The organism is Arthrobacter sp. JZ12 (genome assembly GCF_035189165.1).
Lineage (GTDB): Bacteria > Actinomycetota > Actinomycetes > Actinomycetales > Micrococcaceae > Arthrobacter_D.
The window spans coordinates 588,222-613,968 of the sequence record NZ_CP045246.1 but is presented as its reverse complement, the minus strand read 5'-3'; the positions used below and the strand labels follow the sequence as shown (position 1 = coordinate 613,968).

Annotated in this window: 23 protein-coding genes; 9 read left to right on the top strand and 14 right to left on the bottom strand. The window is 64.5% G+C overall.

Annotated elements, in window-relative coordinates; genetic code table 11:
* The first annotated feature begins 23 nt into the window (after nt 1-23).
* A complete protein-coding gene (locus GC088_RS03000) occupies nt 24-1,136 on the top strand; it encodes an alcohol dehydrogenase catalytic domain-containing protein (protein ID WP_323960429.1) in 1,113 nt (370 codons plus the stop codon).
* A 73-nt stretch (nt 1,137-1,209) separates the two neighbouring features.
* The gene (locus GC088_RS02995; RefSeq protein ID WP_323961892.1) at nt 1,210-1,935 is read left to right on the top strand and encodes an endonuclease/exonuclease/phosphatase family protein; all 726 of its coding nucleotides are present in this window, start codon (nt 1,210-1,212) and stop codon (nt 1,933-1,935) included.
* Nucleotides 1,936-2,005: 70 nt separating this feature from the next.
* Here the strand turns inward: GC088_RS02995 and GC088_RS02990 are convergent, their stop codons facing one another.
* Together GC088_RS02990 and GC088_RS02985 are read right to left on the bottom strand one after the other, a co-directional pair.
* The gene (locus tag GC088_RS02990; RefSeq protein ID WP_323960428.1) at nt 2,006-3,538 is read right to left on the bottom strand and encodes a CYTH and CHAD domain-containing protein; all 1,533 of its coding nucleotides are present in this window, start codon (nt 3,536-3,538) and stop codon (nt 2,006-2,008) included.
* A 110-nt stretch (nt 3,539-3,648) separates the two neighbouring features.
* A complete protein-coding gene (locus GC088_RS02985) occupies nt 3,649-4,299 on the bottom strand; it encodes an SDR family oxidoreductase (protein WP_323960427.1) in 651 nt (216 codons plus the stop codon).
* A gap of 209 nt (nt 4,300-4,508) precedes the next feature.
* On the opposite strand from GC088_RS02985, the gene GC088_RS02980 reads away from it, so the two are divergent.
* Both GC088_RS02980 and GC088_RS02975 read left to right on the top strand, forming a co-directional pair.
* Nucleotides 4,509-5,549, top strand: a complete 1,041-nt coding sequence (locus tag GC088_RS02980) for a matrixin family metalloprotease (RefSeq protein ID WP_323960426.1) — start codon at nt 4,509-4,511, stop codon at nt 5,547-5,549.
* A gap of 78 nt (nt 5,550-5,627) precedes the next feature.
* Nucleotides 5,628-6,356, top strand: a complete 729-nt coding sequence (locus GC088_RS02975; protein ID WP_323960425.1) for a class I SAM-dependent methyltransferase — start codon at nt 5,628-5,630, stop codon at nt 6,354-6,356.
* Nucleotides 6,357-6,918: 562 nt separating this feature from the next.
* Here the strand turns inward: GC088_RS02975 and GC088_RS02970 are convergent.
* From GC088_RS02970 to aztB, 6 genes are all read right to left on the bottom strand, one after another.
* On the bottom strand, nt 6,919-10,677 hold the full coding sequence (locus GC088_RS02970) for a choice-of-anchor I family protein (protein ID WP_323960424.1): 3,759 nt from the start codon (nt 10,675-10,677) through the stop codon (nt 6,919-6,921).
* Between the two features lie 146 nt (nt 10,678-10,823).
* Nucleotides 10,824-11,846 (bottom strand): CopD family protein, encoded by a 1,023-nt coding sequence (locus GC088_RS02965; RefSeq protein ID WP_323960423.1) that lies wholly within the window; start codon nt 11,844-11,846, stop codon nt 10,824-10,826.
* A gap of 132 nt (nt 11,847-11,978) precedes the next feature.
* Nucleotides 11,979-13,202, bottom strand: coding sequence for a zinc metallochaperone AztD (gene aztD, locus GC088_RS02960; protein ID WP_323960422.1), 1,224 nt, complete (start codon nt 13,200-13,202; stop codon nt 11,979-11,981).
* Between the two features lie 48 nt (nt 13,203-13,250).
* A complete protein-coding gene (gene aztC / locus GC088_RS02955) occupies nt 13,251-14,177 on the bottom strand; it encodes a zinc ABC transporter substrate-binding protein AztC (RefSeq protein WP_323960421.1) in 927 nt (308 codons plus the stop codon).
* The gene (locus GC088_RS02950) at nt 14,174-15,412 is read right to left on the bottom strand and encodes a hypothetical protein (RefSeq protein WP_323960420.1); all 1,239 of its coding nucleotides are present in this window, start codon (nt 15,410-15,412) and stop codon (nt 14,174-14,176) included. Before GC088_RS02950 ends, aztC begins: the two co-directional genes overlap by 4 nt.
* Nucleotides 15,393-16,286 (bottom strand): zinc ABC transporter permease AztB, encoded by an 894-nt coding sequence (gene aztB / locus GC088_RS02945; protein ID WP_323960419.1) that lies wholly within the window; start codon nt 16,284-16,286, stop codon nt 15,393-15,395. The genes GC088_RS02950 and aztB overlap by 20 nt, the downstream gene beginning before the upstream one ends.
* A 64-nt stretch (nt 16,287-16,350) precedes the next feature.
* Here aztB and aztA point away from each other — a divergent pair, with 64 nt between their 5' ends.
* The 3 genes from aztA (at nt 16,351) to GC088_RS02930 (ending at nt 19,132) form a co-directional block, all read left to right on the top strand.
* A complete protein-coding gene (gene aztA, locus GC088_RS02940; protein WP_323960418.1) occupies nt 16,351-17,046 on the top strand; it encodes a zinc ABC transporter ATP-binding protein AztA in 696 nt (231 codons plus the stop codon).
* Nucleotides 17,043-17,579: a GNAT family N-acetyltransferase gene (locus tag GC088_RS02935; RefSeq protein ID WP_323960417.1), complete on the top strand. Its 537-nt coding sequence runs from the start codon at nt 17,043-17,045 to the stop codon at nt 17,577-17,579. Before aztA ends, GC088_RS02935 begins: the two co-directional genes overlap by 4 nt.
* Nucleotides 17,580-17,695: 116 nt before the next feature.
* Nucleotides 17,696-19,132: an HNH endonuclease signature motif containing protein gene (locus GC088_RS02930; RefSeq protein ID WP_323960416.1), complete on the top strand. Its 1,437-nt coding sequence runs from the start codon at nt 17,696-17,698 to the stop codon at nt 19,130-19,132.
* 72 nt (nt 19,133-19,204) lie between these two features.
* Here the strand turns inward: GC088_RS02930 and GC088_RS02925 are convergent, their stop codons facing one another.
* Complete coding sequence (locus GC088_RS02925; protein WP_323960415.1) at nt 19,205-19,783, bottom strand: helix-turn-helix domain-containing protein; 579 nt, start codon at nt 19,781-19,783, stop codon at nt 19,205-19,207.
* Nucleotides 19,784-19,849: 66 nt separating this feature from the next.
* Here GC088_RS02925 and GC088_RS02920 point away from each other — a divergent pair, with 66 nt between their 5' ends.
* Nucleotides 19,850-20,851 (top strand): NAD(P)/FAD-dependent oxidoreductase, encoded by a 1,002-nt coding sequence (locus tag GC088_RS02920; protein ID WP_323960414.1) that lies wholly within the window; start codon nt 19,850-19,852, stop codon nt 20,849-20,851.
* Nucleotides 20,851-21,528 (top strand): class I SAM-dependent methyltransferase, encoded by a 678-nt coding sequence (locus GC088_RS02915; protein ID WP_323960413.1) that lies wholly within the window; start codon nt 20,851-20,853, stop codon nt 21,526-21,528. The genes GC088_RS02920 and GC088_RS02915 overlap by 1 nt, the downstream gene beginning before the upstream one ends.
* Nucleotides 21,529-21,543: 15 nt before the next feature.
* Here the strand turns inward: GC088_RS02915 and GC088_RS02910 are convergent, their stop codons facing one another.
* The 5 genes from GC088_RS02910 to GC088_RS02890 all read right to left on the bottom strand — a co-directional run bounded on the left by GC088_RS02910 (nt 21,544) and on the right by GC088_RS02890 (nt 25,644).
* Nucleotides 21,544-21,978 carry an SRPBCC family protein gene (locus GC088_RS02910; protein WP_323960412.1) on the bottom strand — a complete coding sequence of 145 codons (435 nt, stop codon included), beginning with the start codon at nt 21,976-21,978 and terminating at the stop codon, nt 21,544-21,546.
* A gap of 49 nt (nt 21,979-22,027) precedes the next feature.
* Nucleotides 22,028-23,260 carry an NAD(P)/FAD-dependent oxidoreductase gene (locus GC088_RS02905; protein WP_323960411.1) on the bottom strand — a complete coding sequence of 411 codons (1,233 nt, stop codon included), beginning with the start codon at nt 23,258-23,260 and terminating at the stop codon, nt 22,028-22,030.
* Nucleotides 23,260-23,580, bottom strand: a complete 321-nt coding sequence (locus tag GC088_RS02900; RefSeq protein ID WP_323960410.1) for a putative quinol monooxygenase — start codon at nt 23,578-23,580, stop codon at nt 23,260-23,262. Before GC088_RS02900 ends, GC088_RS02905 begins: the two co-directional genes overlap by 1 nt.
* A gap of 58 nt (nt 23,581-23,638) precedes the next feature.
* A complete protein-coding gene (locus GC088_RS02895; RefSeq protein ID WP_323960409.1) occupies nt 23,639-24,307 on the bottom strand; it encodes a haloacid dehalogenase type II in 669 nt (222 codons plus the stop codon).
* A 128-nt stretch (nt 24,308-24,435) separates the two neighbouring features.
* Nucleotides 24,436-25,644: a glycerophosphodiester phosphodiesterase family protein gene (locus tag GC088_RS02890; RefSeq protein WP_323960408.1), complete on the bottom strand. Its 1,209-nt coding sequence runs from the start codon at nt 25,642-25,644 to the stop codon at nt 24,436-24,438.
* Nucleotides 25,645-25,747 lie beyond the last annotated feature (103 nt).

Genomic DNA, 25,747 nt, shown 5'->3' with positions numbered 1-25,747 from the left:
TCCCCTCCCTAGGAAGGTCATCGATGAAGATCACCGGAGCAGTCCTCGAAGAGATCGGCCGCGAGCGGCCGTACGCGCAGTCCCGCCCGATCACGGTGGGCGAGGTGGACCTCGACCCGCCCGGTCCCGGCGAGATTTTGGTCCGCATCGAGGCCGCCGGTCTGTGCCATTCGGACCTGTCGGTGGTGGACGGCAACCGCGTTCGTCCTGTTCCCATGCTGCTGGGGCACGAGGCGGCGGGCCGTGTGGAGCAGTTGGGGGACGACGTCGTCGGGCTGGCAGAGGGCGACCGCGTGGTGATGGCCTTCCTGCCGCGCTGTGGCGAGTGTAAGAACTGCCACACCGACGGCAAGCTCCCCTGCTCGGTTGGCTCGGCCAGCAACAATGCCGGTGTGCTGCTCGGCGACGCACAACGGCTGCACCGCGACGGCCAGGACATCAAGCACCACCTTGGGGTGTCGGGGTTCGCGACGCACGCGGTGGTCAACGCCAAGTCGGTGGTGAAGGTCGACGACGACGTCCCGCCCGCGATCGCGGCGGTGCTCGGTTGCGCCGTGCTCACCGGAGGCGGCGCCGTTCTCAACACGGGGCAGCCGCAGGAGGGCGACGCCGTCGTCGTGGTGGGGCTGGGCGGCGTCGGGATGGCAGCGCTCATCACTGCGCTGTCGGTGGGCAACGGCGATGTAATCGGCGTCGATGCCGTCCCCGAGAAGCTGGAAGCCGCGAGGGAACTGGGCGCCACCGCCGTCTATACGCCGCAGGAGGCGCTGGACAACGGGCTCAAGGCGCCGGTGGTGATCGAGGCGGCCGGCAACGCCCGGGCCTTCGAGACCGCAGTGCAGCTTACCGACGTCGGCGGTGTCACCGTGACTGTCGGTCTTCCGGCGCCCGACGCGCGTGCGTCCATAGCGCCGCTGGGAATCACCGCCGAGGCCCGCACGATTGTGGGCAGCTACCTCGGTTCGGCCGTGCCGCAGCGGGACATCCCCAAGTACGCGCAGCTGTGGAGGGAAGGCAAGCTGCCGGTCGAGAGCCTGATCTCCTCGCACATCCGGCTCGAGGACATCAATGAGGCAATGGACCAACTCGCCGACGGCAAGGCCATCCGACAGGTCATCCTTTTCGGGGAGTCATGAACCGTCACGTGCGGCCGGGCTGTCCTAGACTAAGCGTGCTTCTTACCCCCACAGATGAAGGAGCACGGCCCTGATACGCACGATCAGCTACAACCTCCGGGAGCATACGGCGAGCGGAGAACTGGAAGCCCTCGTCCGGGATTACGACGTGGACCTGCTCTGCCTGCAGGAATGCGATGCGTCGGACCTGCCCGACGTCGTCGGCGGCCTTCAGATGGCAACCGCCACCAAGGAGAACCGGCTGGGCCTGGCGATGTATTACCGGCGCGACCGGTTCGACATGGTGCGGGCGGACGCGTTCTCGCTCAAGAAGTCGCTGCACGACCGGGTGCTTACGCCGGCCCATGAGCGGCTCATCGGCGTGAAGTTCCTTGACTTGGAAAGCGACCACACGCTGGTGGCCGGATCCTTCCACGCTGCTCCGCTGACGGCGTCGAACTCGCTGCGGCGGCACCAGATCAATGCGGCGCACATCGAACTGCTGGGAATGGGCAAGAGCATCGCCACCCTGATGGTCGGGGATTTCAACTACCCGTTCTTCACGCAGAAGCTCAGCGAGCGGATGAACGACGCCGGCTACGACCTCTCGCTGAGCGACCGCTCCACCTACACGCGCGGCATGTTCTTCCGCGGGCACTTCGACTTCGCCACGTCGCGCGGACTCGACATCAAGAAGGTGGAGACCCTGCCGCAGGGAGCCTCGGACCATCTGCCGATCCTTGTGCTCGCCGACTATCGCGACGGCGACGCAAGTGAACACGGCAAGGGGCACGACGCCGCTCCAAAAGTCACGGAGTAGCGGCGCCTTCTGCGCGCTCGGCGAGCGCTGCGTCGGCGAGCGCTTACTTGCCGAGCGGCTCCCCGGCCAGCTACTTGGTCAGCGAGACTGACGGGAAGTTCTTCCACTCCCGGTGGAAGCGGTGCTCGGCTTTCAGCGCCGTAGCCTCCTCGAGCGCGTGGAGACGGCCGTAGGTGAAGCCGTTCTCGCCCTCTGTGGCGGCTGCTGCGCCGAGCCGGCGCAGAAGCTCCCTGGTCACGATGGTGTCCTGGTGATCGCCCAGAACTTTCTGGACTCCGTGGGCGGCCTCAACCAGCCGTGAGGCCTTCTTCTTGCTCACCGGGGCTGCAGCTTCGGCGGCGAATCGCAGGCGTTTGGCGTCCTTGCGCGCTTGGTGAAGGGCTGGGTGGTCACCGATGCCGGCAGGGTTGCCCTTCGCCCTCTTCGCAGCCTTGTGCAGGCGCTTGACCTCGCGGTCCAGGAGCTCGGGGATGACCGCGCCTGCCGGTTTCCGGGCGAGGTCGGACAGCGAGGCCTCCTTCAGGAGAGCCTCGAGTGTCTCGACCAGATGGAGATATCGGGTGCTTCCCAGCGCCCCAAGAACCCGGGCGTGGGCCTTCTTGTAGGTGGTGACGAGTTCGATGTCGATGGTGCGTGCGACCGATCCCAGGACCAGTTCGTCCGGTTGCTCCGCGACCAGTGCGCCGAGGCGTTCGCGCATCACCTCGGCGTCGCGGGCTTCCCCGAGAATGCCGGCAAGCAGTTTCAGTTCGCCCCTCAGGAAGCTGACCGTTTCCGGATCAGCCAGCAGCTTGCGATACGTCGCCAGTGCTGAGCGCATCTTCCTGGTGGCGACGCGCATCTTGTGGATGGCGCCCTCCTCGTTCAGCCGCACGCGCGGATCCTGTTCCAGCAGTGCATGAACCTGCTCTTCGAGGTAGGCGAGCAGCACCTCTCCGGCCGGCGATTTAGCCTTCAGCTTCGCGGGCTTCTGTCCCTTCGGAAGATGCGCATCAAGCAGCTTGGCGGCCTTGGACCGGTGGGCGGCAGGCACGACGCCGGCGTCGGCCATCAATGCCTGGCTTGCCTCAAGCAGGTCCCGTGACCCGTCGACAAGCTCCACCTCCCACTCACGCCAGTTCTGGCTGCTCTGTTCGAGATTGTCCTGTGCGGGCAGGAGAGTTTCGGCGCTGACGACGTCGTCGCTCACCTCGGCCAGCACACCGCCGTCGTCAGCCAGTAGCGTGCGCACGGTGCGGGCCGTGCGGAGCCGGGCCACGACGTCGAGCGCCTGATCCCGGACGTGCACCCGAACCAGGCGCAGCAGTGAAGCCGGCACGCCGGCGTCGGACGATTTGAGGGGCTCGTGGTACTCGTGGCGGGCACCGTCGACCGGTGCGAGTTTGAGGTGCCAGCCCTCGTCGCTTCCGCCGGTGCGCCGGCGCAGGGTGATACCGCGGGAGGTCAGGCGGAGGTCGCCGGTGTCGAAGTACTCTGCCTCGAGCTGGTGCTCCACGGGCTGGGTGACCCGAGCGACGCCGGGGAGGGTTTCCAGGGCGGGCAGCACTGTACTGCTGTCAACGTCGAACTTCTGCTCAATCTCAACCAAGTGTTTGGGAGGCATAGGGGAATCCTAGGTGGATCGCCGGTAGGTGTCACCGCGGACTGCGAGACACAGCGCTGCCCCCGCTCCGGAAGGAAGCGGGGGCAGCGCCGAAGTTATGGCACGAGGGGTTACACGACCTCGAGCGCCTCCGCGATGGGTGTCTCGCCGCTGTTGAACTGGATGAACTTGCCCACCGTGCGTGGGTTGCCCAGCGCCACGGCGGCCACCTGCGCCACGTCCTCCCGCGGCACGGAGTTCTGCTGCGGCTCGCCGGAGACCTCGATCGTGCCCTTACCGGGATCGGTAGTCAGCGCTCCTGGGCCGAGGATTGTCCAGGCGAGATCGGTGCCGCGAAGATATTCATCGGCCGCCGCCTTGGCTTCCGCGTAGTGGAAGAAGCTATTGCTCTCGGGAACCCCGTGATCCCTCCGGGCGCCGATGTAGGACACCATCACGTACCGATCGACGCCGGCTTCCCTCGCAGCGTCCATGGACCGGATTGCCGCATCCCGGTCGATCGCGTAAGTATCCTCCGGGCTGCTGCCCGCCGCGCCGGCGGACCAGACCACCGAATCATGGCCGCGAACGACGTCGGCCAACTCACCGCTCGACAGCTTCGTTACGTCCGCGACGACGGGCTGAGCACCCGTTGCCTTCACGTCCTCCTGGTGATCCGGGTTCCGGACGATCGAACTCACCTCATGACCGGCCCCGGTGAGGATCCGGGAGAGATGCAGTGCCACCTTTCCGTGGCCTCCGATGATTGCAACGCGTGACATGCCGTTCCTTTCGTTTGGGTCTCCTGTTCGGCGCAACACCTCGGTCCCGTCCGACATTCCGACGTCGGGCGTTCCCGGAACATGACGTGGCACACGCCGCGGACGCACCCACGCAGCTTTTCGGCAAGATTCGCGCAGTTGAAGCGAATCAACCTCCTCCGTCGAAGAAGCTATTCCTGGCAGTCGCTGCGATCGAAGAAAGAGCAAGCATGGGGGTACTGGACCGTGAGTGGTTCCATAGGGAGGACGAGCCGTCGTCACGGCGGCCCAAGTCATCAGGAGTGCCGGCAAGACCCTCACCGGCCGACGGTTCACCTGGCGGGCTGAGACGATCCGCCTCGGGTCGTGTCCCGCAGTGGGCGCTGGAGGAAGCTCTCAATGAACAGTTGCGTGCCTATGCAGCAGATAACGACGGACGACGACGGCGGAAGACACCGCGCCGCCGTCGTCCGCGGTCTTCTGCTTCCAAGCTGAGGGTACGTACCGCGGCGCTCATCGCACTGGTCGCCGTGCTCTACCTCGCGCCGTCGGTTCTACAGCGCGAAATCCTCCCGGATCTCACACCGCACTTGCCATGGTCGAATGTTCCGCCACGTGGTGTCGAAGCGTCCTCTACACCCCTCGGCGCTCCTCCACCCTCCACTGGTTCCTCCCAGTACGCGTTGTATTCCTTTGAAGGCGTGAACCAGGACGTGGTGGCCTATGACCCGTGCCGCCCTGTCCACTACGTGATCCGGCCTGACTTCGCCCCTGCGGGTTCGGAGGGACTCGTGCAGGAGGCAGTCGCCGAAGTAGCCGCAGCCACCGGGCTGACCTTCGTCTTCGACGGCCCAACCGTAGAAGGGCCGAGCCCTGAGGTGAGGGATCCCTACCAGCCCGAACTGTATGGCGAGCGGTGGGCCCCGATCCTGATCACCTGGACGAGCCCGACGGAAGTGCCGGAGCTGACCGGCGCCATCGCCGGCCTCGGCGGCAGCGAAATCGCCCAGCGGCCAGGCAAGCCGATCGTGCTCGTAGCCGGCCAGACGATGCTGGACGCTCCCGATTTAGCGAACATCCTGTCGCACCCGGGCGGACGTGATCAGGTCCGGGCAGTGATCGTGCACGAGCTGGCGCACGTCCTGGGCCTGGACCATGTGAACGATCCGACCCAGTTGATGCATGAGTCGAGCCCCGTGATCGAACTGGCCGATGGCGACCGCGCGGGACTGGCGCGTCTCGGAGCCGGACCTTGCGTGCCTGAGCTGTAGCTGCGTCCGGCTCGTTTCCGACCGGCGGGATCTTCGTCAAGCCTTGACGTCAAATCGCCTCATGGACACAGTGGGCCCATGACTTCCCCGGAACGCGATCCTGACTCCCCCAACGGCCCTGCCCACCTGCAGCATCCGCGCTTCGCACGGGCCTATGCCCGCGCCGTGGAGGGGATGGACGGCAGGGGCGCTGCAGCGCATCGCCGCGAGCTGCTGCAGAGACTGAGCGGTAGTGTCGTCGAGATCGGTGCCGGCAACGGAGCAAACTTTGCCCACTACCCCAGCACGGTCACCAGCGTGCTCGCGATTGAACCGGACGACCATCTGAGGCCCCTGGCACAGCAGCAAGCACAAGTAGCACCGGTGCCGGTGAGGGTTGTCACCGGCACCGCCGAAACGATCCCAGCACCTGACGCGAGCGCCGACGCCGTCGTTGTCAGCCTGGTCCTGTGCAGCGTTCCCGACCAGGCCGCCGCGCTGGCCGAAGGGCGAAGGGTGCTGAAGTCGGGTGGGATCCTTGCCTTCTACGAGCACGTCCGGTCCAACTCTGCCGTCCTCGCCGCCGCGCAGGACCTCCTGACGCCCCTTTGGCAACGCGCCGCAGGTGGGTGCCATCCCAACCGCGACACCCTGCGGGCGATAACGGAAGCCGGCTTCGAGGTGCAGGACAACCGCCGCTTCGACTTTTCGGTCCAGCCACTGGTTCCAGCCACTGCCCACATCCTTGGCCACGCCGTCTCCCCCGGCGCCGGTTCCCGGACTGATTCGACCGGTGACCCCAGCCTGAGGATTGATAAGCGAGCTTAGTTGTTGCTAGAATCACAGAAGCTTGAGCAACGGGCGCTTCCTCACGGACTCTCGGGAACCGCCATGGATCACAAGCTTCGCATTCTGGTTCGGCTGGACATCGATCGCAATTCCGCCGTTCTTGCAGTCAATGGGTGTCTCACGATTGAGAGCTATAGGGCTCTGCTTCCGGTGATCCGGCGAGCCAGCGCTTTGATCGACGGTCTCGCCGTGAAAGTCGACCTGACGAACGCCTTGCACGTAGATCCAGCCGCTGCAGAAGCCCTATCGAATGCACTGGATGGCGAGTACCAGCACCATGATGTAGGCGCTGTCACCCTTCAGTTTCCGCAGGTATACCCGGAATGCGGGCTGCTCGCCCAGCTTCCTTCCCTTCCTGTGTGCGGAGCAGTCAGAAGCCAGAAGCGCGCCGCACCGCGGGCAGCCCGTTTGGCAGCAGCCGGACGAACTTTGCCGCGGCACTGACCTCCGGCCCCGCGCAGTGTCGAGGTGCACTGCGTCTTAAAACGAGATGCCCCGGCACCTCCCCCCACGGAGGCACCGGGGCACACTCGTCGGACTGCTAGCTTGCAGCCACTTCCTCATCCACCGAGGCGGTGGAACGACGGCGGTACATCAGCAGCAGTGCGCCGGCCAGCGCGAGCAGGAGGCCCACGCCGGCAGCCACCAGCACGTTGGCGCCGGTGTCGGCAAGGTTGCCGCCAGTGCCGGGAACGACGTCGTTGGTGCTGTCATCGCCGTTGTCGCCCGGGCTGCCGGTGGCCGCAGCGACCACGGTGATGGTTGCGGTAATCGGCTCGTAGCCGGCCGCCGAGACCTCAAGCGCGTGCTCACCGAGTTCGAAGTCGGCAGGGATCTCGACGGCGAACGTCGTCACACCGTCGGTGTCAGCCGCCGGGATGCCCTCAATGACGACCGGCTCGGAGAACAGGGTCGCAGCGATCTGCTGGCCGGGTTCCAGGCCGGACACAGTGGCCTGAACCGTTCCGCCCTGCTCGACGGTGGTCTTGTCGAGTTCGAGGACAGCACCCCAGGCTCCGTCTTCCACCTCTGATGCGATGACCGCACGTCCCAGCGGAGCCGGGCTGACAGTTTCGAAGGTCTCGAAGAACTCGACGGCGGCAACCAGGTCGATCTGCCCGGAGTCGGCGCGGTTGGTGCCGTCAGCGAGCGTGAAGAAGTTGTCGCCGCCGGCTGCCAGGAAGGAGTTGGCCGCAACGCGGAAGACGTCGTCGTCCGCGATAGGTTCTCCGTTGTAGCTCATCGAGAGGATGTGCTCGCCGCGGGCCGCTGCGGGATCGTACGTGTAGCTGAAGCCCTCGGAGATGCCGAGATGCAGCTTGGCGCGTGACGAACCCTCCGGCTGCCACTGCTCCTCCAGAACCTGCTTCAGCTGTGCGCCGGTGAGGTCCATGGTGAAGAGCGTGTTGCCGAACGGCTGGGTGCTGGCAACGTCCTTGTAGGTGACAGTGCCGTCTTCGCCGTACAGCAGGTCTGCGCGCAGCCCGCCCGGGTTCATGAGGGCGATCTGGGCGGGCTCGCCGGCGAAGTTCTCATTCGACGTTGCCCACAGCTGCATGTCCGCCACCAGGTTGCCCAGCGAGGACTCGACGCCGCGATCAGAACCGTTCTCGCCCCCGCGGGTGATGTCAGCGGTGATGGAGCCGATGACCTCGGCGCCCACAACCTCGGCCTGCTCGGAAGCCTCGTCAACGATCGCGGCTACCTCCGGGTCAGCCGGGTACAGCGGCACGTCTTCCTCGCCCTCCTCGCGGGTCAGGGGAAGCAGGTCCGACTGGATGGCGACAACGGACTTGTCCTCGCGGTTCACGGTGATCCGCAGCTGGTCAAGCGTGGTTCCGTACTGGTGCGCCATCATGACCGGACGCTCCAGGCCTGGAGCCCAACCCTCAACCGGGAAGGAGCAGTCGTAGGCGAGGTGGGTGTGGCCGGAGATGATCGCGTCAATCGCCGGGGACGCACCGCGAACGAGCTCGCCGTACTTAGAGTTCTCGGATCCAATGGCTTCGCAGTTGGTGGTCTCGGAACCGTCGTGGGAGAGCAGGACGATGACGTCGGCTTCGCCGTTCGCCTCGTCGCCGTCCTGGAGCTCGCCGGCAACACGGTTGGCTGCTTCAAGTGCACTGCCGAATTCGAGGCCGGCAATGCCGTCCGGGGACACCAACGACGGCGTCTGCTCGGTTACGGTGCCGATGAAACCGACACGCACGCCGTCGACCTCCTGAACGTAGTACTCGTCCAGTGCGGGCTCGCCGGTAGCGGCGTCGTACACGTTGGCGCCGAGACCGAACTGGCCGCCGCCGTACTGCGGAAGCACGCGGTCGATCAGGTCCTCGAACCCGCGGTCGAACTCGTGGTTACCGACGGCGGAAACGTCGAGCCCTGCTTCACGCAGCGCGTCGATGGTCGGAGCGTCGTCCTGGGAGAACGAGGTAAAGGTGGAGGCGCCGATGTTGTCGCCTGCCGAGACAAACAGGGTGTTCGGGTTCTCTTCGCGCAGCTGGGCGACAGCTCCGGACAGAACAGCGGCACCGGCTTCTGCACCATTGGCCTCGATTCGGCCGTGGAAGTCGTTGATGCCCAGAACCTGGACCGTGGTGGTCTTGGTCTCAACATCGAACAGCGTGGCGGTTCCGGAAACCTCGTTGCCGACGGCGATCATCGGCTTGCCGCTCGGGGAATCCTGAGCCGGGATAAAGGTCAGGCCTTCGGGACCGAGGTCACCGGCAGCAGACAAATCTCCGCCGTCTTCGAGTGACTCCGCGAAGTTGCGGTTGTTCAGGTAGGTCTCGAAGGTGCTGTTGGCGGGATCGGTGATGTCGAATACCGCGATGCCGCCGACGCGCTCGAAACCGATGAATGCGTAGGTGCGTCCATTGATTTCGCCGATGGTCAGGTTCTCCGGCTCCGGACCCTTGTCGTCAGTGCGTCCTTCGAGGTTGGACTCCGAGTGGTTGGAGTTGAAGAACCCGGGGATGACGGCAGAGGTGATTTGCTCGAAGGCGTCGCCTGAGTCGAAGACCTGCGTCCCGTCCGTTGACCAGATGGAGAAGGAACGGCCGCCGAAGGCGTAGAGCTCCTCGTAGCATTCGCCGGCGGCGTTCAGGCCGGAGGCGGTTGAGACGTTCAGGCGGCCGAGCTCGGCATCACCGGTGAGTCCGGCGAGCGGACTGGTCTCACAGATGGGAGCGAGCCCCTCTTCCTGGCCGAGGTCCTTCACGCGGGCGGGCTCAACATAGGTGCCCCATTCGCGGGCATCGCCCTCGTTCGCGGTGACCAGATAGGTCTCGCCGCCGGCGGTGTAGGCGTTGATGCCGTCCGGCATGTACAGGCCGTTGAGCCCTTCAACGGTGCGGATGTTGACGGTCGGCGCGCCCTCGGGGTCGCGGTCGGAAGTGTCCAGTCCGTTGCCGGGCAGGCCGTGGTCCTTGGCGCCAAGCGGCCAGATGTTGGTGACTGTTGCTGTTGCGAGGTCAACCACGGCAACAGCGTTGGCTTCCTGCAGCGCGGCGTAGGCGGTGCCGCCGTCGAGCGCGATGTATTCCGGCTCCAGGCCGCGGGAAACGGGCTTGTCTGCTCCGTCGATGCCCGCGAAGATGCGTACTCCCTCAGGGAGGTTTCCGCCCTCGAAACCGTTGAAGGTCGCGGTCTTCACCGCCTCCTGTGCGGGGGCAGCCAGTGTCTCCGGCAGGGTCACGACACTGATGGAGCCTTCGGGGTCGACGGTGTAGTCGTCGTTCGGCTCGCCCTCATTGGCGACGACGGCGTAGGCGCCGTCCTCCGAGATCGTCACCATGTCGGGGAGGGCGCCAACCGCTACTGAGCCCAACGGTGCTGGCGCGTCTGCGGTGGCGTCGAAGAAGACCAGCTTGCCGGCGTCGGTCTTGGTTTGTGCCTCGAGGGCAATCACGCCCAGTCCGTCGGGCCGGATCGCAACCGAGTTGGCAACGCCACCTTCGCTGTCAGTGATGCTGAACAGGAAGGCAGGATTGGTCGGGTCCGAGACGTCGAGAACGTCGAGAACGTCGACCGCGGCGTTCTCAGCGTTCACGACAAACAGGCGCTGCGACGCTGCGTGATGGGCAACGATCTCAGCGGCTGATGCGTCTGCGATCTTGGACTCGTAGGTACCAACCGGCTTGAGCGTCAGTTCCGCGTTCTCCGACGAGTAACTGATCGGTTCGGGAACGATCGCGGCACTTACTGGCGCTGCAACAAGGCATGCTCCGGTGACGGCCAGCGCTGCAGTTGTTGCTGCAGCACGGAAAATTGGGCGCGGACGGCGCCTGAAAAAGGACATGCAGATTCTCCCCAGAAAAAGGTGACAGAGCGAGTGCCTTCCCTGTTTAGGAAGCGAAGGTGACTCGAAGGTTAACGGAAGGTGCTTTCCCGGTTGCTCCGGGCGGTCCGTTCGGAGCGCCTCTTTACCAGACCGTGACGTTTAGGTTATGGGGCCGCCGGTGGATCCAGGCCCGTCAGGGCGATTGCCAACCCGTATGCCGCACCCATCACCAGAAGTTCACCGGCGGCAAGGCGCAGGAAGGCTGCTCCGCCAAAAGCCTCGGACGCCAACCGGCGTCGGTGCAACACGCCGAACACGATCAGGATCCCCAACGCGAGCACCTTCAGCAACAGCACAGCGCCGTACAGCGTGCCCGGAAGCTGCGCCACATCCGATACGCCGAACAGCGCACTCGCCACCCCGCTGACTGTAACTATCAACGCACAGATCAGCGCGATTCTGCTGAACCTTCGAACAGCTGGCTCCAGCGGGGAACCACCGGCGAGCGCCAGCCAGCCTAGACCAGCCAGCCCGCCCACCCAGAGCGATGCGGCGCCGATGTGGGAGGTCAGTGTGAACATCACGAGACTGTGCCCGGTTTCGGACGCACCGTGCCCGCCCAACCCGAGGGTTGCCGTGCCGGCAACTGCAAGAAAGAGCGCCATCCTCAACGCCGTTTCGGTCTGCGCCAGCCCGGCCACCACGGCACTGACCGCCATCAATCCACACAGCGCGAGCAGGGCCCTGCCCGAGGCAAGCTCGCGCAGGAACAACCCGAAGTCTCCAAGACCACCCTCAGTGAGCGCCGGCTCCCCCACGATGTCGGCATAGGTCCAGAAGAGCAGCACTACACCGACGACGACGGCGCCAATCCCGACCGTGCTTCCCTGCCGGCCCAGCCGCACGGCTGGGTGGGACAATTCCTCATCCAGAGCGTCGCGCGGCAGGAGCACCCCTGCGCACAGCAGGGCGATCGTGCCCAGGCTGACGAGATAAAGCAGGGCCCGGACCAGCGGCAGGGTTCGAGCGAACAGATCCGGTGTGCCGCCGTCGTCGGTTATTGCAAGGAGCACCAGCGGCACCGCTGCCATCACCAGGGCCGCCGCGCAGAGCGGAAGCAGGAAACCCAGCCGCTCCGGGCGCGTTCCCTCCACTGCAGGAGGGGCGAAACGGCGGAAGCGGACCATGCTGTCCTTCCATTTAGCTGGCTTTTGAACCCGACAGTGCGATCGTATGCCCCGGGGACGACAAAATCCCGAAATCAGCAAAGGGCCCCGTCGCACCCCCACGCGCGACGGAGCCCTTCGGCCATAGTCAGCTCATCCGGTGACTGCGGTCAGCTCGTTCGGAGTCTGCTCCAGTTCACCGGTGCCGGTGATTTCCCCGGTTTCGATGTCAACTGCATGGATGGTGTTCGTTGACGGTTCGGTGATGTAGGCGGTGTGGTCATGAACGAAGATTGTGGGGCGCGGCTGCTGCCACTCCAGCGGCTCTTCCCAGGGGTCGATGACGGGGAAACTGTCGGTCACCTCTGCGGTTTCGGGGTCGATGACGTGCAATGCCCCGTCCGTTCCGAGGATCAGTCCTTCACCGTGGGCGCCACGGGCCAGTGACCGGAAACTGTAGCTAGCGCCCAGGTCTACGAGGGTGAGCTTTTTGGTTTCGGTGTTGATCAGCGAGATCTGCTCCGGGCGCTCCAGCTCGGCGTCGGGATCCTGCTTGTAGTCTCCGAGGGTGATGACGGATTCCTCCGACCCTGCCTGATTCCCGATGCGGCCGTACTCAGTGGGGCTGTCGAGTTTGGTGATCTCACCGTCGCTGTAGATGAGGACGCCGGTTTCACAACCTATGACCACTGCCTCGCCTGCCGCCGTTGCTTCCCCGTGCACGCCGGGGCAATCTTCATTGCGGGCGATTTCCTCGCCGTTTTCGTCGAACACCACGATGCCGGGGCGCTCCTCGTCGTTGCCGAGCGTCTGGACCAGTTCCCCGTTGGAAAGTTCGACGGCGACGCCATGGTGAGCCTCTTCCGACGCGTAGGTTTCAACCTCAGGCTGCCCTTCCGCCAGGTCGCTTGATTCGAAGACTACGATCTCCCCGGTTCCGTCACTGAAGAGAATGGTCTTGCCGTCGTGCCGCACCACGTGTCCCGGCTTCTCAGTGGGGAAGACGATGTCGGTCATCGCCGGGTCCTGGGCGTAGGAGGTTCCATCAGCCGTCCACACTCCGGTGTCCAGCACCTCGAAGCCCTTTGCCGTGGAGAGGATGACGTGGCGGCCGTCGCCCGCGGGGTTGATGCGGTTGAAGCCCTCCAGCGGGAAGTCGCCGAGCACCTCGAAGGTCTCGCCGTCGAGGACCTGGACGCCGCCGTCGTAGGTGGTGACGACGCGCGGTGTGGCCTCAGCGACGGTCTCGGCGGTCGAGGCAGGGCTGGCAGGGCCCTCCGCGGCGTTCTCTCCGGCGGCGGTTCCGCAGCCAGTCAGCACAAGGCCGGAGACGGCAAAGGCCGTCAGCAGGCGCACGGGTTTATTGCGATAGTGCATGAGTGTTCCTTCCACAGGGTGGTGGTGATGAGTACTAACTGGATGCTGCTAAGAGAGTGCGGCCGTGATGCGTTCCGTGTTGGCGCGCATCATCCCGAGGTAGGTGCCGGCGTCGGACCCTTCCGCCCCGAGGGATTCGGTGAAGAGCGGAACCACGGCGATGTCCGTGCCGGCTTCGGCGGCCAGCACTTCGGCGAGTCGCTCCGGCTGGGAAGAATCGGCGAAGATTGCGACGACGCCGGCTTCGTGGATTTTCCCGGTCAGGTCATCGAGGTCCGATGAACTTGGCGATGCGAGCGTGGTTCCGCTGGGAATGACTGCGCCGATCACGTCAAAGCCGAAGCGCTGGGCGAGGTAGCCGAAGACGTGGTGGTTGGTGATGAGCTTCCGCTTGTCCGCCGGGATCGCCGAGAAGCTTTCCTCCATCGAGGTCTCGAGCTCGCTCAGTTGTGTCACGTAGTCCGCCGTTTGAGAGCGCACCGCCTCCTCGTCCACTCCTCCGACGTTCGCAACGATTCCCTCAGCCAGCGCAACGGAAGCTTCGGCAACTCGCGCCGGGTCCGTCCAGAAGTGGGGATCGTCAGCGCCCTGGATGCCGTCGTCGTCCTCGTAGCTGAAGGTGATCGGCTCAATGGCGTCCATTGCGGCGAGCGTGGGAACGCCGTCGTTCGCGGCCGTCTCCACGTGGTTGAGGACGCCCTCCTCCAGGCCGGCGCCGTTATGGATGATCAGGTCGGCGTTCTCGATCTGCGCGGCCTGCCGGGCCGAGATCCCGAAGGAGTGCGGGTCGGCGTTGGATTCCATGAGTACGACGACGTCCGCCTGGTCGCCGACCAGGTTGCGGGTGATGTCGCCCAGGATGTTGGTGGTCACGACGACGGTGGGCGAGTCGGCGGCGACGGCCGAGCAGCCAGTCAGTGAGGCTCCCAGGATGAGTGCGGCTGCTGTTGCGCGCGTGCGCAGACCAGCCCTCACAGTCCTGTCTCCAGCATCAGGTCGGCGGCCGGAACCTCGAAAGTGCGAGCCACGCGCAGGTTGTCGGCGTAGTCCACCTCGTGGACCTTCGACGCCGCGGGATCACTGACGTAGGCACGGGAGGTGTCGATTCTCAGTTGCGGTGGGTTTCCTTCTTCGGCCGGTTCCAGCAGGGCTGTCTGCGCGAGCAGTTCGCCCGTCTCCGGGTCCAGGCTCAGAAGGGAACCGTCGACGCCGACTGCCAGCACGCGCTGCTCGTCGCCGACAGCCGACGCGGAGATTGCAGGGACGGGAGTCTTCAGGAGCGTCCACCTCCGGTCCGAGACGTTGAGGTGCCAGACGCCCGCGTCGCCGGCGGTTCCTGCCAGCTCGTTGGAGCCGGGGCGGTGTTCAAGCGCTGTGGCCGGCTCGGCGGAGTTGTTCGTCGGGTTCTCAGTCGGGTAAGGGATGTGTTCGGCGGAGAATTCGCCGTCGTCCTCGGTGATCAGAAGGGCACCGTCAGTGCAGGCGAAGACCACTCCTACCCGGGTTTTTGCGTGGCTGGACAGACCGGGGCAGCTCTGCGCAGGGAGGACGGTCTCGTCGTCGGCGGTGCGGACTTCCACGCCGTTCGCCGCTGAGGTCGCGGTGGTCCCGTCCGCGGGGACGCTTGCCAGGAAATGGTCCTGGTACGGAACAACGAGGCCGTCGTGCGGCGTGGTGGTGATGCGGCCTTTTTCGGTGATTTCGCCGGCGTCGAGGTCCTCATGGGTGTAGAGGGAAGCGTAGCCTTCGGAGTCGGAGAAGACCGCCACTTGCTTGCCGTCCCCGGCAACGGTTCCGGCGCCGGGCAGTTCGATGGTGCCGACGGAGCCGGGCTCGGCGCTGTAGTAGTGGTCATGGTCGCCGTGCTCGACAGTCCACGCGCCGGTGTCGAACACTTCCACCGCATCGCCGGTGGTGAGGAAGGCGTAGCGGCCGTCCTGGGCAACATCGTTCACGGCACCGAAAGTGCCGGCGTCGACGGTCTCGTCGTCCAGCAACGACATCAGTTGTGCCTCCCCGTTCTTCCGGTTCAGGGTGAACAGGCCTTTTTGCGGTTCCGCGTTTTCCTGCGCTCCGGCGATGTAGCCGTGAGGGGTTGCTTCAGCGGAAGCTTCGCTTCCGGCGTCGGACGTGGCTGTCCCACCGCACGCGGTGAGGAACAGCGGAAGGCTGGCCAGAAGGATTGGGGCTTTAGGCAGAGTGCGGCGCACGTGAGACTGGTTCCGTTTCTAGGTGGGGTGCTGGGGACGGGGATGACGACGTCGGCCGCGCCTTTCCGGCGACGGCTGCGGCAATCGCCGAGAGGAAGTAGGACAGGGCAGCGACAAGGGCGATCGTGGCGCCGGCGGCAGTGCCCGCGTACCAGGAGATCCACAGGCCGGCCACGACGCTTGCCACACCGATAGCCGAGCCGAGCACCATGACGGTGCGGACGGAGCGGGCCCAGACCAGTGCGGCTGCGGGTGGCGCGATCAGGAGCCCGAAGACGAGAAGGGTGCCCACCACCTGGAACGAAGCCGCCACCGCGAGTGTGATCAGGCACAGGAGCACGAAGTGTGCCGCGCGCGGACGCAGGCCCAGGCTCGCGGCCTTTTGCTGGTTGAAGGCGGCGGCCGTGAATGCCCGGTGAAAGACCGCGGCGGCGGCAAGCACTACCGAGCCGACGGCGGCCAGCACCAGAATGTCGTCCGTTCCGACGGCGAGTACGTCACCGAACAGCGTCCCGGCCAGATCCACGGCGAAGCCTTCGGAGGCGGACACGATGATCACGCCCAAGGACAGCATGATCACGAAGAGCAGCCCGATCCCCGTGTCCTGGGAGACGCGCTTGTTCCGGCTGATCGCAGAGACGCCCGCTGCTGTGGCGGCTGCGCTGACTGCCGCGCCGATGATGAGGTTGCCGCCGAGGAGGGAAGCGATCGCTATTCCGGGAAGCAGTCCGTGAGCCATTGCGTCGCCGAGGAACGCCATGCCGCGAACCACCACCCAGGTGCCCACAACAGCGCAGAAGATGGCGGCCAGCGAACCGCCGATGACGGCTCGCTGGACGAAGGATGCGCTGAGGGGTTCAAGTAACCATTCCATCGGGAACGACTATATATTGTTAATGACAATCATTCGCAACTGTGGTTTTGAAGAAGGGTGAGCAGTGTCCTCTGTTCTGGTGAGCGGTGCGGTCTATTCGTATGGCGGGCGGCCCGCGGTGCAGGACATCTCGCTGGTGTTCCAACCCGGCATCCATACGGTTTTGACCGGAGCCAATGGGTCAGGTAAGTCCACGCTGCTTGCCCTGGCAGCGGGAGTTGTGAAGCCGCACTCGGGTACCGTCACGGTCACGTCGGGCCACCGACCAGCCTTCGTCATTCAGCACACCAGGACCTCCGAGTCCTTGCCGTGCACCGTTCAGCAGGCTGTGGAGATGGGGCGGTGGGCTCATCGGCGTTCGTTGTTGCCGCTTCGCCCCCATGACAGAACTATGGTGCAGGCGGCAATGGAACGGATGGGAATTGCCGACCTTCGTCGGCGGCAGTTGGTCGAACTCTCGGGAGGTCAGCGGCAGCGGACGCTCATTGCTCAGGGACTGGCACAAGAGGCAGACATTCTCATCCTCGATGAGCCCACCGCCGGTTTGGACAAGTCAGCGCACCAACTCATTCGCGCAGCTGTAGACCAGGAGTTGGCGCGTGGGGTCACGGTGATCGAGTCCAGCCACTCCCCCGAAGACATCGAGCGTGCAGACCGCGTCATCACGCTCGATTCCGGGCGCGTCATCTCGGATACAGGCCCCTCCCACACCCTGGATCGCCTGCCGGGAAGCACAATCGGGACTACCCTAGCTTCGTGACCGTAGTTATAGACCATGCCACCGCGAACGACTCCGGCGCTCTCGCCACGCTCGCCGGCATCACCTTCCCGCTCGCCTGCCCTCCAACCTCGCACCCGGAGGACATCCAGCACTTCATTTCGACGGAGCTTTCCGAGGAACGCTTCACGCAGCACATTGCGGATCCGGACAAAATCCTGCTGTGCCTGCGTGAGGACGGACATCTGCTGGCGTGGAGCATGCTGGTGAAGGGACTGCCGAAGGATGAGCAGGTCAGGTCCAGCCTCTCCATCTTTCCCACCGTCGAGCTGAGCAAGTTCTATGTGCACCCGTCGCATCACGGGCAGGGGTCGTCGTCGCGCCTGATGGAAGCGTCCCTGGAGGTCGCTGCGGCCGGAACCGAGGCCCAGGGCATCTGGCTGGGCACGAACGACCGTAACGCGCGGGCCATCAGGTTCTACGAGAAGCACGGGTTCACCCGGGTCGGGGCCAAGACCTTCCAGTTGGGGCGCAACGTCGAGACGGACTTCGTGCTGGAGCGGTCGCTGGCGTAGCGGGTGGATCTGCCTGTAGTGCCGTCGCGATGGATGTGGAGAAACAGTGTCGCACTACTCCTCCACATTGCCCCGATTCCCTAGGGACTAGTACACGCCTTCGATAAAATTTCGGTATGGCTGCCGGGGTGCTCACGTTGGACGGGAAGGATGTCTCCTTCCTAACAGAGGTGCATGCCGATCTGCTGTCCCACGTTCAGAAGTTCGAAGCCGACTACCTTGGGCTGGATGGCGCCAAGGTCGCGGACGCGCTGGTTGAGATCGAGAAGGTCTCGAAGATTGTCGAGCACCTCCAGGTGGTTGCTGCCAGGGCCGTTGAGGACCACGGGCTTGCAACCAATAATCAGCAGGACTCCTACCGAAGTACAGCGGACTACCTTCGGGCGAAAATCGGTGTCAGTCGCAGCGAGGCCAACCGCCGACTCCGGCTTGGGAAGGACCTGTTGCCCGAAGTTCCTGGGCCGGGTGCTTCAGTTGAGGCGCCGATGCCTGTGCTCGGTGCTGCCGCATCTGCTGGTGAGGTCAGCGGGCGGGCGGTCACCATCATTCGCAACGCCATGGATAAGGTACGCACCGTTGCCACTCCCCAGCAATTGAAGGCGATGGAAGAGCATCTGACACTCCAGGCAATCGAATCGGATGAAGATGTGCTTCGGGCACTGGCCCGTCGCTGGGAAAACGTGCTGGATCAGGACGGGCAGGAGCCAACGGACAAGATTTTGAAGGCCCGGCAGGGTGTGTTCCTGCGCGGCCGACGACACGGGCTGCATTTCCTGGAGATTGGTGCCACTGACGAGCAGTTCGAGCACCTCATAACCGCGATGAACACGGCCACCAACCCGCGCGTGCACGGTGGCGATGACGCCAACGGGCTCGCGGCTACGGCCGAGGTGAGCGCCGATTCAGCGAGCGAAGCGGCAATAGACGGCGACGGCGACGGCGGACATAGCCCTGATCGCCCCACCCGCGCGCAGGGGCTGCTCGACGGCCTCGTCACGGCTTGTCGTGTTGCCCTGGCCGGCGATGGACTTCCAGCAACCGGAGGACACCGCCCTCAGGTCATGGTGACGATCAACTATCGCGACCTGCTCAGCGACCTTGGCCATGATGGTCACTCTGTCTTCGCCCAGCAGCTGAGCGCTTCGAGCATTCGCAAGATCGCCTGCGACGCCGACATCCTTCCCCTTGTTCTTGGCGGTAGGGGACAGATTCTGGACATAGGGCGATCACAACGGCTCTTTCCACCCCATATGCGCCGGGCACTCGTCGCGAGGGACAAGGGTTGCGCCTTTCCGGACTGCACCATCCCGGCGACCTGGTGCGAGGCCCACCACATTGTTCCTTGGTCAGCGGGCGGAACCACCAACGTGAGGGACGGGGTACTCCTGTGTTTGCGCCATCATCACGTGATCCACGAGGGAAACTGGTCGATTACCTCCATTCACGGAATGCCCTGGTTCCGGCCGCCGAAGTATCGGGACCCGTCGCAGCGATTGCGCCGAAATCGATACTGGCAGGTTGAGGAAGCCGTCCATGATGCATTGGCGTCCTGACGTTGGCACGCCTAGCGTTCCGTCGTCGGTACCCCGGTGCCTTCTGGGGAGGCCAGTGCATCGGGCAGAGCGCTACGTAGTCTTGGCGCGAAGGTGGAGCCGCTCTCCCTGTCGTCCGAACAGGCTGAGGAACTCGACGGCATTTCGGTCCGCCTTGCCGAACCAGTGCGGAACCCTTGTATCGAATTCCACTGCTTCGCCCGCTGGAAGTACCAGGTCAAGCTCGCCCAACACCATCCGAAGGTTCCCGTTGAGCACGTAGAGCCACTCGTACCCCTCGTGAACCTTCAGGTCCGGCTCTTCGAGCGGCATATCGGCATGCAGCACATGCTTGTACGCCTGGATGCCTCCCGGCTTTCGGGTCAACGGAACAACTGTTCCTCGTTGAGACTCGATCGGCCGGAGATGGACCCGCGGATCACCCGTTGTAGGCGCGCCAACCAGTTCGTCGAGCGGTACCTGATGGGCCTGCGCCAACGGCAAAAGGAGCTCAAGGTTCGGTTTCCGCTGGCCCGACTCCAGCCGCGACAGCGTGCTCACCGAGATGCCCGTGGACTCCGCGAGGGACTGCAACGTCACATCGCGCTTCACCCGCAGAGCCCTCAATCGGGGTCCGACTGCCGCCAACGCTTCACTGATGTCTTCCGCCATGCCTACCATTTTGCCAGTTCAGCAATGTTACTTGCCACTTCCAGAGTGCGGTCGCATGCTGGATCCATGACCAACGAACCCAACTCCTACGACGTCGTCGTTCTTGGCGGCGGAGCCGCCGGCCTAAGTGCCGCTTTGATGCTGGGGCGCACCCGACGAAGTGTCGCCGTCGTCGATGCCGGCAACCCGCGCAACGCCCCCGCTTACGGCGTACACGGCTTCCTTTCCAGGGAAGGAATGAGCCCCTTTGAGCTGGTCTCAGTGGGGCGGACTGAAGTCGAATCCTACGGCGGCGAGATCATCCAGGGAACAGCCGTCGCTACCGCACGCACGAATGATCCCTACTACCGGTTCCAGACCGAGCTCGACGACGGCACTGTCCTGCGCTCCCGTCGCCTCCTTCTAACCACCGGACTCACCGACCAGCTCCCGGACATTCCCGGACTGCGCGAACAGTGGGGCACCGGCGTTCTGCACTGTCCGTTCTGCCACGGGTGGGAAGTACGCGACCGGCACATCGGCATCCTGGGAGCCGGCGCAAAGTCCGTGCATCAGGCGTTGCTCTTCCGTCAGTGGAGCAACAGCATCACCCTCTTCCTCAACGATGCGACTGAACCCACCGACGAGGAATTGGAGCAGCTGGCCGCCCGAGGCGTGAACATCGTCGATGGTTCAGTTGCGCGGGTGCTCTCCGAGAACGACGGCGACGGCCTCCGCGGCGTGGAGCTCGCCAGCGGCGAGGTGGTGCCGGTTGAGGCACTGGTCGTTGCGCCGAGGTTCGTTGCGAACACGGAAATCTTCGCGGGCCTGGGGCTGACTCCCGTCCAGCATCCGATGGGCGTCGGCGAACATCTGGCCGTTGACGAGATGGGCGCTACCGAGGTCGACGGCGTCTGGGCCGCGGGAAACGTGGCGAACCTGATGCTGCAGGTGCTGCCTGCGGCGGCGTCGGGAACAATGGCTGCCATCGCAATCAACAACTCGCTCATGGCAGACGAACTGGAGCAGGACCTGGAGGCCTACCGCGCGAGCCGCGCAACCAGCACGATAGGAGCGGAGGTTTCCTGATGCATACACACAATCACCACCACGACGGCCCTCGAGTGTTCGATGAGTCGTTCTGGAACGCCCGCTACAGCGAAAAGCAGCGGATCTGGAGCGGCCGCCCTAATCCACAGCTCGTCGCCGAAGCGGAAGCATTGGCCCCTGGAACCGCTCTCGACGTCGGATGCGGCGAGGGCGCCGATGCACTGTGGCTTGCTGCGCGCGGATGGCGGGTAACCGGCGTCGACATCTCCACTGTTGCGCTGGCACGCGCAGCAGAGCACGAAGCTGAATTGTCCGCCACGAACAACGCCGCCGCCCCCACGGTGAGCTGGGAACACCGCGACCTGACCCGCGACGAACCGCCCGCCGGGTTCTTTGACCTGGTGACAGCGCAGTACCTGCACCTGCCCACCGACCAGCGCGAGCCCCTTTTCCGGGCGCTGGCCCGCGCCGTCGCTCCGGGCGGCACGCTGCTGATCGTCGGCCACGACCCGTCTGACCTCAACGGTGAGGCACCGCGCCCTCAACTGCCGGACCTCTACTTCACCCCGGAAGACATTGCGGCACTGCTCGACGACGAAAGTCCGGGCAGTTGGGAGCACCAGGTCCGTCAGACCCGCCCGCGGGAAGCGAGCGGGCCCGACGGCGCCACGCTGGCAGTGGCCGACGCCGTCTACCGCGGGCGCCGCCTGAGTTGAACTTCCGGCGGGTGACTAGGCCGTGACAATCCGTTCCATGTCGTCGAAGAACCCTTTGTAACCGACCACAGTCATTTCCTTTTGCTGCTCCGTGAAGTCGGGAGCATGCTGTACGAGTGTCATTTCTGTGCCGCCGTCGACCTCGGCAAAAGTGACAACGAGGGGTGCTCCCGGGTCCTCGCCCGGCTGGTCGGTCATAGTGAGCGCAAGCCGCTCAGGAGGTACCACCTCAGTGAACTCGCCCTCCCAGTTGATGGTTCCGCCGTCGGGCAGTTCCATCACTGCACGCCAGCTTCCGCCGGGACGGGCATCGAGCACCACCGACTCCTGCGGAACGGTTACCTGGGAGCTCCCAAACCAGACGGCAAAGTCCTCGGGATTGGTCCAGGCGGCAAAGACGCGTTCCCGCGGAGCCGCAAAGGTGCGGATGACGGTGATTTGGTCGAACATGCGGGTTCCCTTCGATGGATAGGTTCGGCCGGCCTGCGGGAGCAATCTGCTAGGCGCGGCCCTTGAGGATGAAGTACCAGTACAGCCGGATGAAACCGTAACGCTCGACCCACCACGTCAGGCGCTTTTCCCGTGCAAGCCCCTTCCATCCCGGGACGGAGGGCTTCGGCGTGCGGGTGTCATCGTACTCGGCCAGGACCACTGTATGGCGAGTCACCGTGAAGGGACAGGCCCCGTAGCCGTTGTACTCCTGACCTGGCTTGCCGCCTCCCAGCACTGCCTTCAGGTTCTTCGCCAGGACCTTGGTCTGCTTGCGCAGCGCTGCTCCCGATTTCGAATTCGCTGTTCCAGCCGCATCACCGAGCGACCAGACTGTGGGATAGGTGATGTGGCGCAGAGTTTTCTTGTCCACGGCCACGAAGCCGTCGTCGTTGGCCAGGCCCGTCTCCCGCAGCCAGTCGGGAGCGGACTGGGGCGGTGTCGCATGAAGGACGTCGTACGGAATGTGTTCGTCTGTGCCTTGAGCGGTGTTCCTCAGTGTGGCGACCCGGTTCTCGGCGTCGACCGATGCCAGCTCCGTTGTGCACCGCAACTCGACGCCGTACTCGGCGATCTTTCGGTTCAGTTCCTCGTCGATGATTCCGACGCCGTAGATCGTCTCGGTGGGCACGGCAAGGATCACGCGGATATCGTCGAGCACACCCTGCGAGCGCCAGTAGTCACAGGCCAGGTACATCGGCTTCTGCGCGGCACCACCACAGGTGATGGGACCGTCCGGCACCGTGAAAATTGCGGTTCCCGAGCGAAGGCTGCTGAGCAGCCGCCACGCTTTCACAGCGAGATCCAGACTGTAGTTCGTAGCAGCGTAGGGAGAATCGAAGGCGTCCTTGAGGCCCGGGATCTGGTCCCAGTTCTTTTGGATGCCAGGGCAGACCACCAGGTGTTCGTACGTGGCCTGACGGCCCGATGCGAGCGTGACTACCTTGCGTTCCGGATCAATTGCGGTTGCGGCGTCCTTGACCCAGGTCACCCCTTTCGGCATCACGGATGCCTGGGATCGGACCGCTGATTCCGCCTTCGCTGTGCCACCCGCGATATGCGAGAAGAACGGTTGGTACAGATGCTGTTCGGTCGGATCGACGATGGCGATTCCCTTGACGCGGTAGCGTTTGAGCCGCGCTGCCAGGGAGATCCCTGCGTTACCTCCACCGATGATGAGCACCTGATGGTGCTCCGGTTGCTGGTGGTCCGGCTGCTGCTTGTAGTCGTTGCTTTCTGCCATCAGTTGACGGTCAGTTCGCCCATGCGGTTCCAGCCGGTGGCCGAAATCTGCTCGCTGATGATCTGCGGCGTCTCCACGAGCGCCTGCGGCATGTCCTCCATGGCCTTGCGGAAATGGTCGCTGTTCACGTGGGCACCCGCGGCGTCGTCCTGGAAGGCTTCGACCAGCACAAACTCGTTGGGGTCATCGACACTGCGGGACCAGTCGAACCACAGGTTGCCCGGTTCTGCACGAGTGGCCTCGGTGAACTCGCGGGTGAGCTCGATCCAGCGGTCGCTCCACTCCGGCTTTACCTTGAACTTGACGACGATGAAAATCATGACAGTGCCTTTCGAATAAGTGTCGGCTTCGTTCCTTGCCCATGCTAAGCGGAGCGCTTCAAGCCAGAACCTCTGCGAGCTCGATCAGCGTGCCCACCTCGTGGTCAGGTTTCTCGAAGTAGGCCGGGTAGGCAGCACCGGACCGATTGATCCATGCGGTGCGCAGGCCCGCCCGACTTGCACCATGGATGTCCCAGGGATGAACTGCAACCAGCAGCAGCTCTCCCGGCCGCTGGCCGAGCTTCGAAGCGGCGTACTCGTAGGCATCCCCGGCCGGCTTCCACCGAACAGCCTCAGCAACGCTCAGCAGCTCGCTGAAACGTCCGCGGATTCCAGCCCGCTCAATCAAAGCATCGGCCACCGAGCTCGCACCGTTGCTCAAGGTGATAAGTTCCGCAAGGTCTGCGAGCGCTTCCACCCCGGGAACGACGTCGTCGTGTACTGACAGAGACATCAGGGCCTGCATGATGCCTTCTACCGCCCCTTCGTGGTTCCCGTTTCCGAGCACTTCGACGCAGAGACGCTGGAGGCTGTCGGTCGCTAGGTCCGCGAAGGCGGGATTGTCGTTGGTCACGGTCAGGGCAAAGCCGTCCCGCAGTATTCCGCCGAACCAAACCCGGGCGTACAGCTCCGGCAAACCCGCAGACTCAAACGCGCCTCCAAGCGGGCCCAGGTTGGACAACGTCTCATTAACGTCGAAAACGATGGTTCTTGGCAGATGGGCCATCGACCCACCATCGCAGATCAGCTGCAGCCGAGCAACGGAGCCTTGGACGATCACGCGGTTCAGCGGCTTCGGACAGCTACTGCCCACCGGTTGTGCAACCGGAGGGCAGTAGCTGTAAGAACTGGGACTTAGTTCGCGAAGACGTCCAGGAGCCGCGGACCGACCCACAGGGCAACGGAATCGCCGCCGTTGTTGAGAACCGAAGCGGTGCGTCCGTTGTAGTAGGCCTCGGCAGAGTTGGTTCCCGGACCGGTGTAGACACGCAGCTCAGCGCCGGGTGACAGGACATAGCCCTCCCCGACCGTCAGGATGTTGTTGGCAGCATCGCGGATCACTGCACCGCTGACGTCCACACTGGCGCTTGAGGTGTTGCGCAACACCACGTGCTCACCCTTTTCGGGCTGCACATCGTCGCCCGCCGGATTGTTCACCGAGTCGGCGATTTCGACGCCGGCACCCGGGAACACCGGCTGGCCCTGCAGGTAGCGCTGGTTCTGGATCGGGAAGTCAGTGGTGACGGCGTCGACCCCGAGGTCCAGCGAGTACTGGACTGCCTCGGGCGAATTGACGGTGTAGACACCGAGCACCAGCCCGGCAGCCTTGACGTCCTCGACGTTCTGCGCCGTGAGGGTCCGGTAGTTGGTGCCCACCGAGTCCGCAAAAGTTGCCCAGGTCTCGACGACCGCCCGCGGAGGAACCACACTGCTGAGCTGCTGTAGCTCGACTTCCGGCGCGATCGCCGCAAAACGACGGTTCGAAAGCTCATCAAAGCCGAGCACCTGAATTTTGTCGGCTTCAACCAACCGGCTCCACTTCGGATCGTTGCGCAGTTCGTCGGCCACAACCTGTTCGATTCCCGGCGAGTTCACTGGCGACTTGATCTCGATGTACACCCCTGTCTTCACGGTCGCAACCTCTGCGGCGTCGTCAAGGTGCGGGATGCGCTCGCCCTCATACTTCTCACTGAAGTAGGAGCCGGCGTCGAGCTGCTGCAGTTCGGCCCAGGTGAATGAGGTGATCGGCTCGTTTTCACGGCCCGGGAAAACCTCCGCAACGTTGGTGGTGCGTGCCGGGGTGCTGTCATGGAAGAGGAACGGAACGCCGTCGGCGCTCAGCTGCACATCGATCTCGAAGAAGTCGGCACCGGATGCACGTCCATCCTTGAACGCTGCAACGGTGTTTTCCGGAGCGGTTCCTGCAGCGCCACGGTGACCGATGAGGATGGGCGCGTCACCCTGCTGGTCAGCCGGAGCCGCGTGTGCAACGGCGGTTGTTGCGGACGCAAGAGTAAGTCCAGCCACCGCTGCTGCGATGGTCCTGGTGAGGTGATGAGCCATAGGTCAGTCCCTTTCGGAAGATGGAAGCGATTTCCCCCGGCGTCAAGGCTTCACGCTGCCGGCATCCTTTGGGGCAACACCATGTGAACGGCGGGTGAAAGTC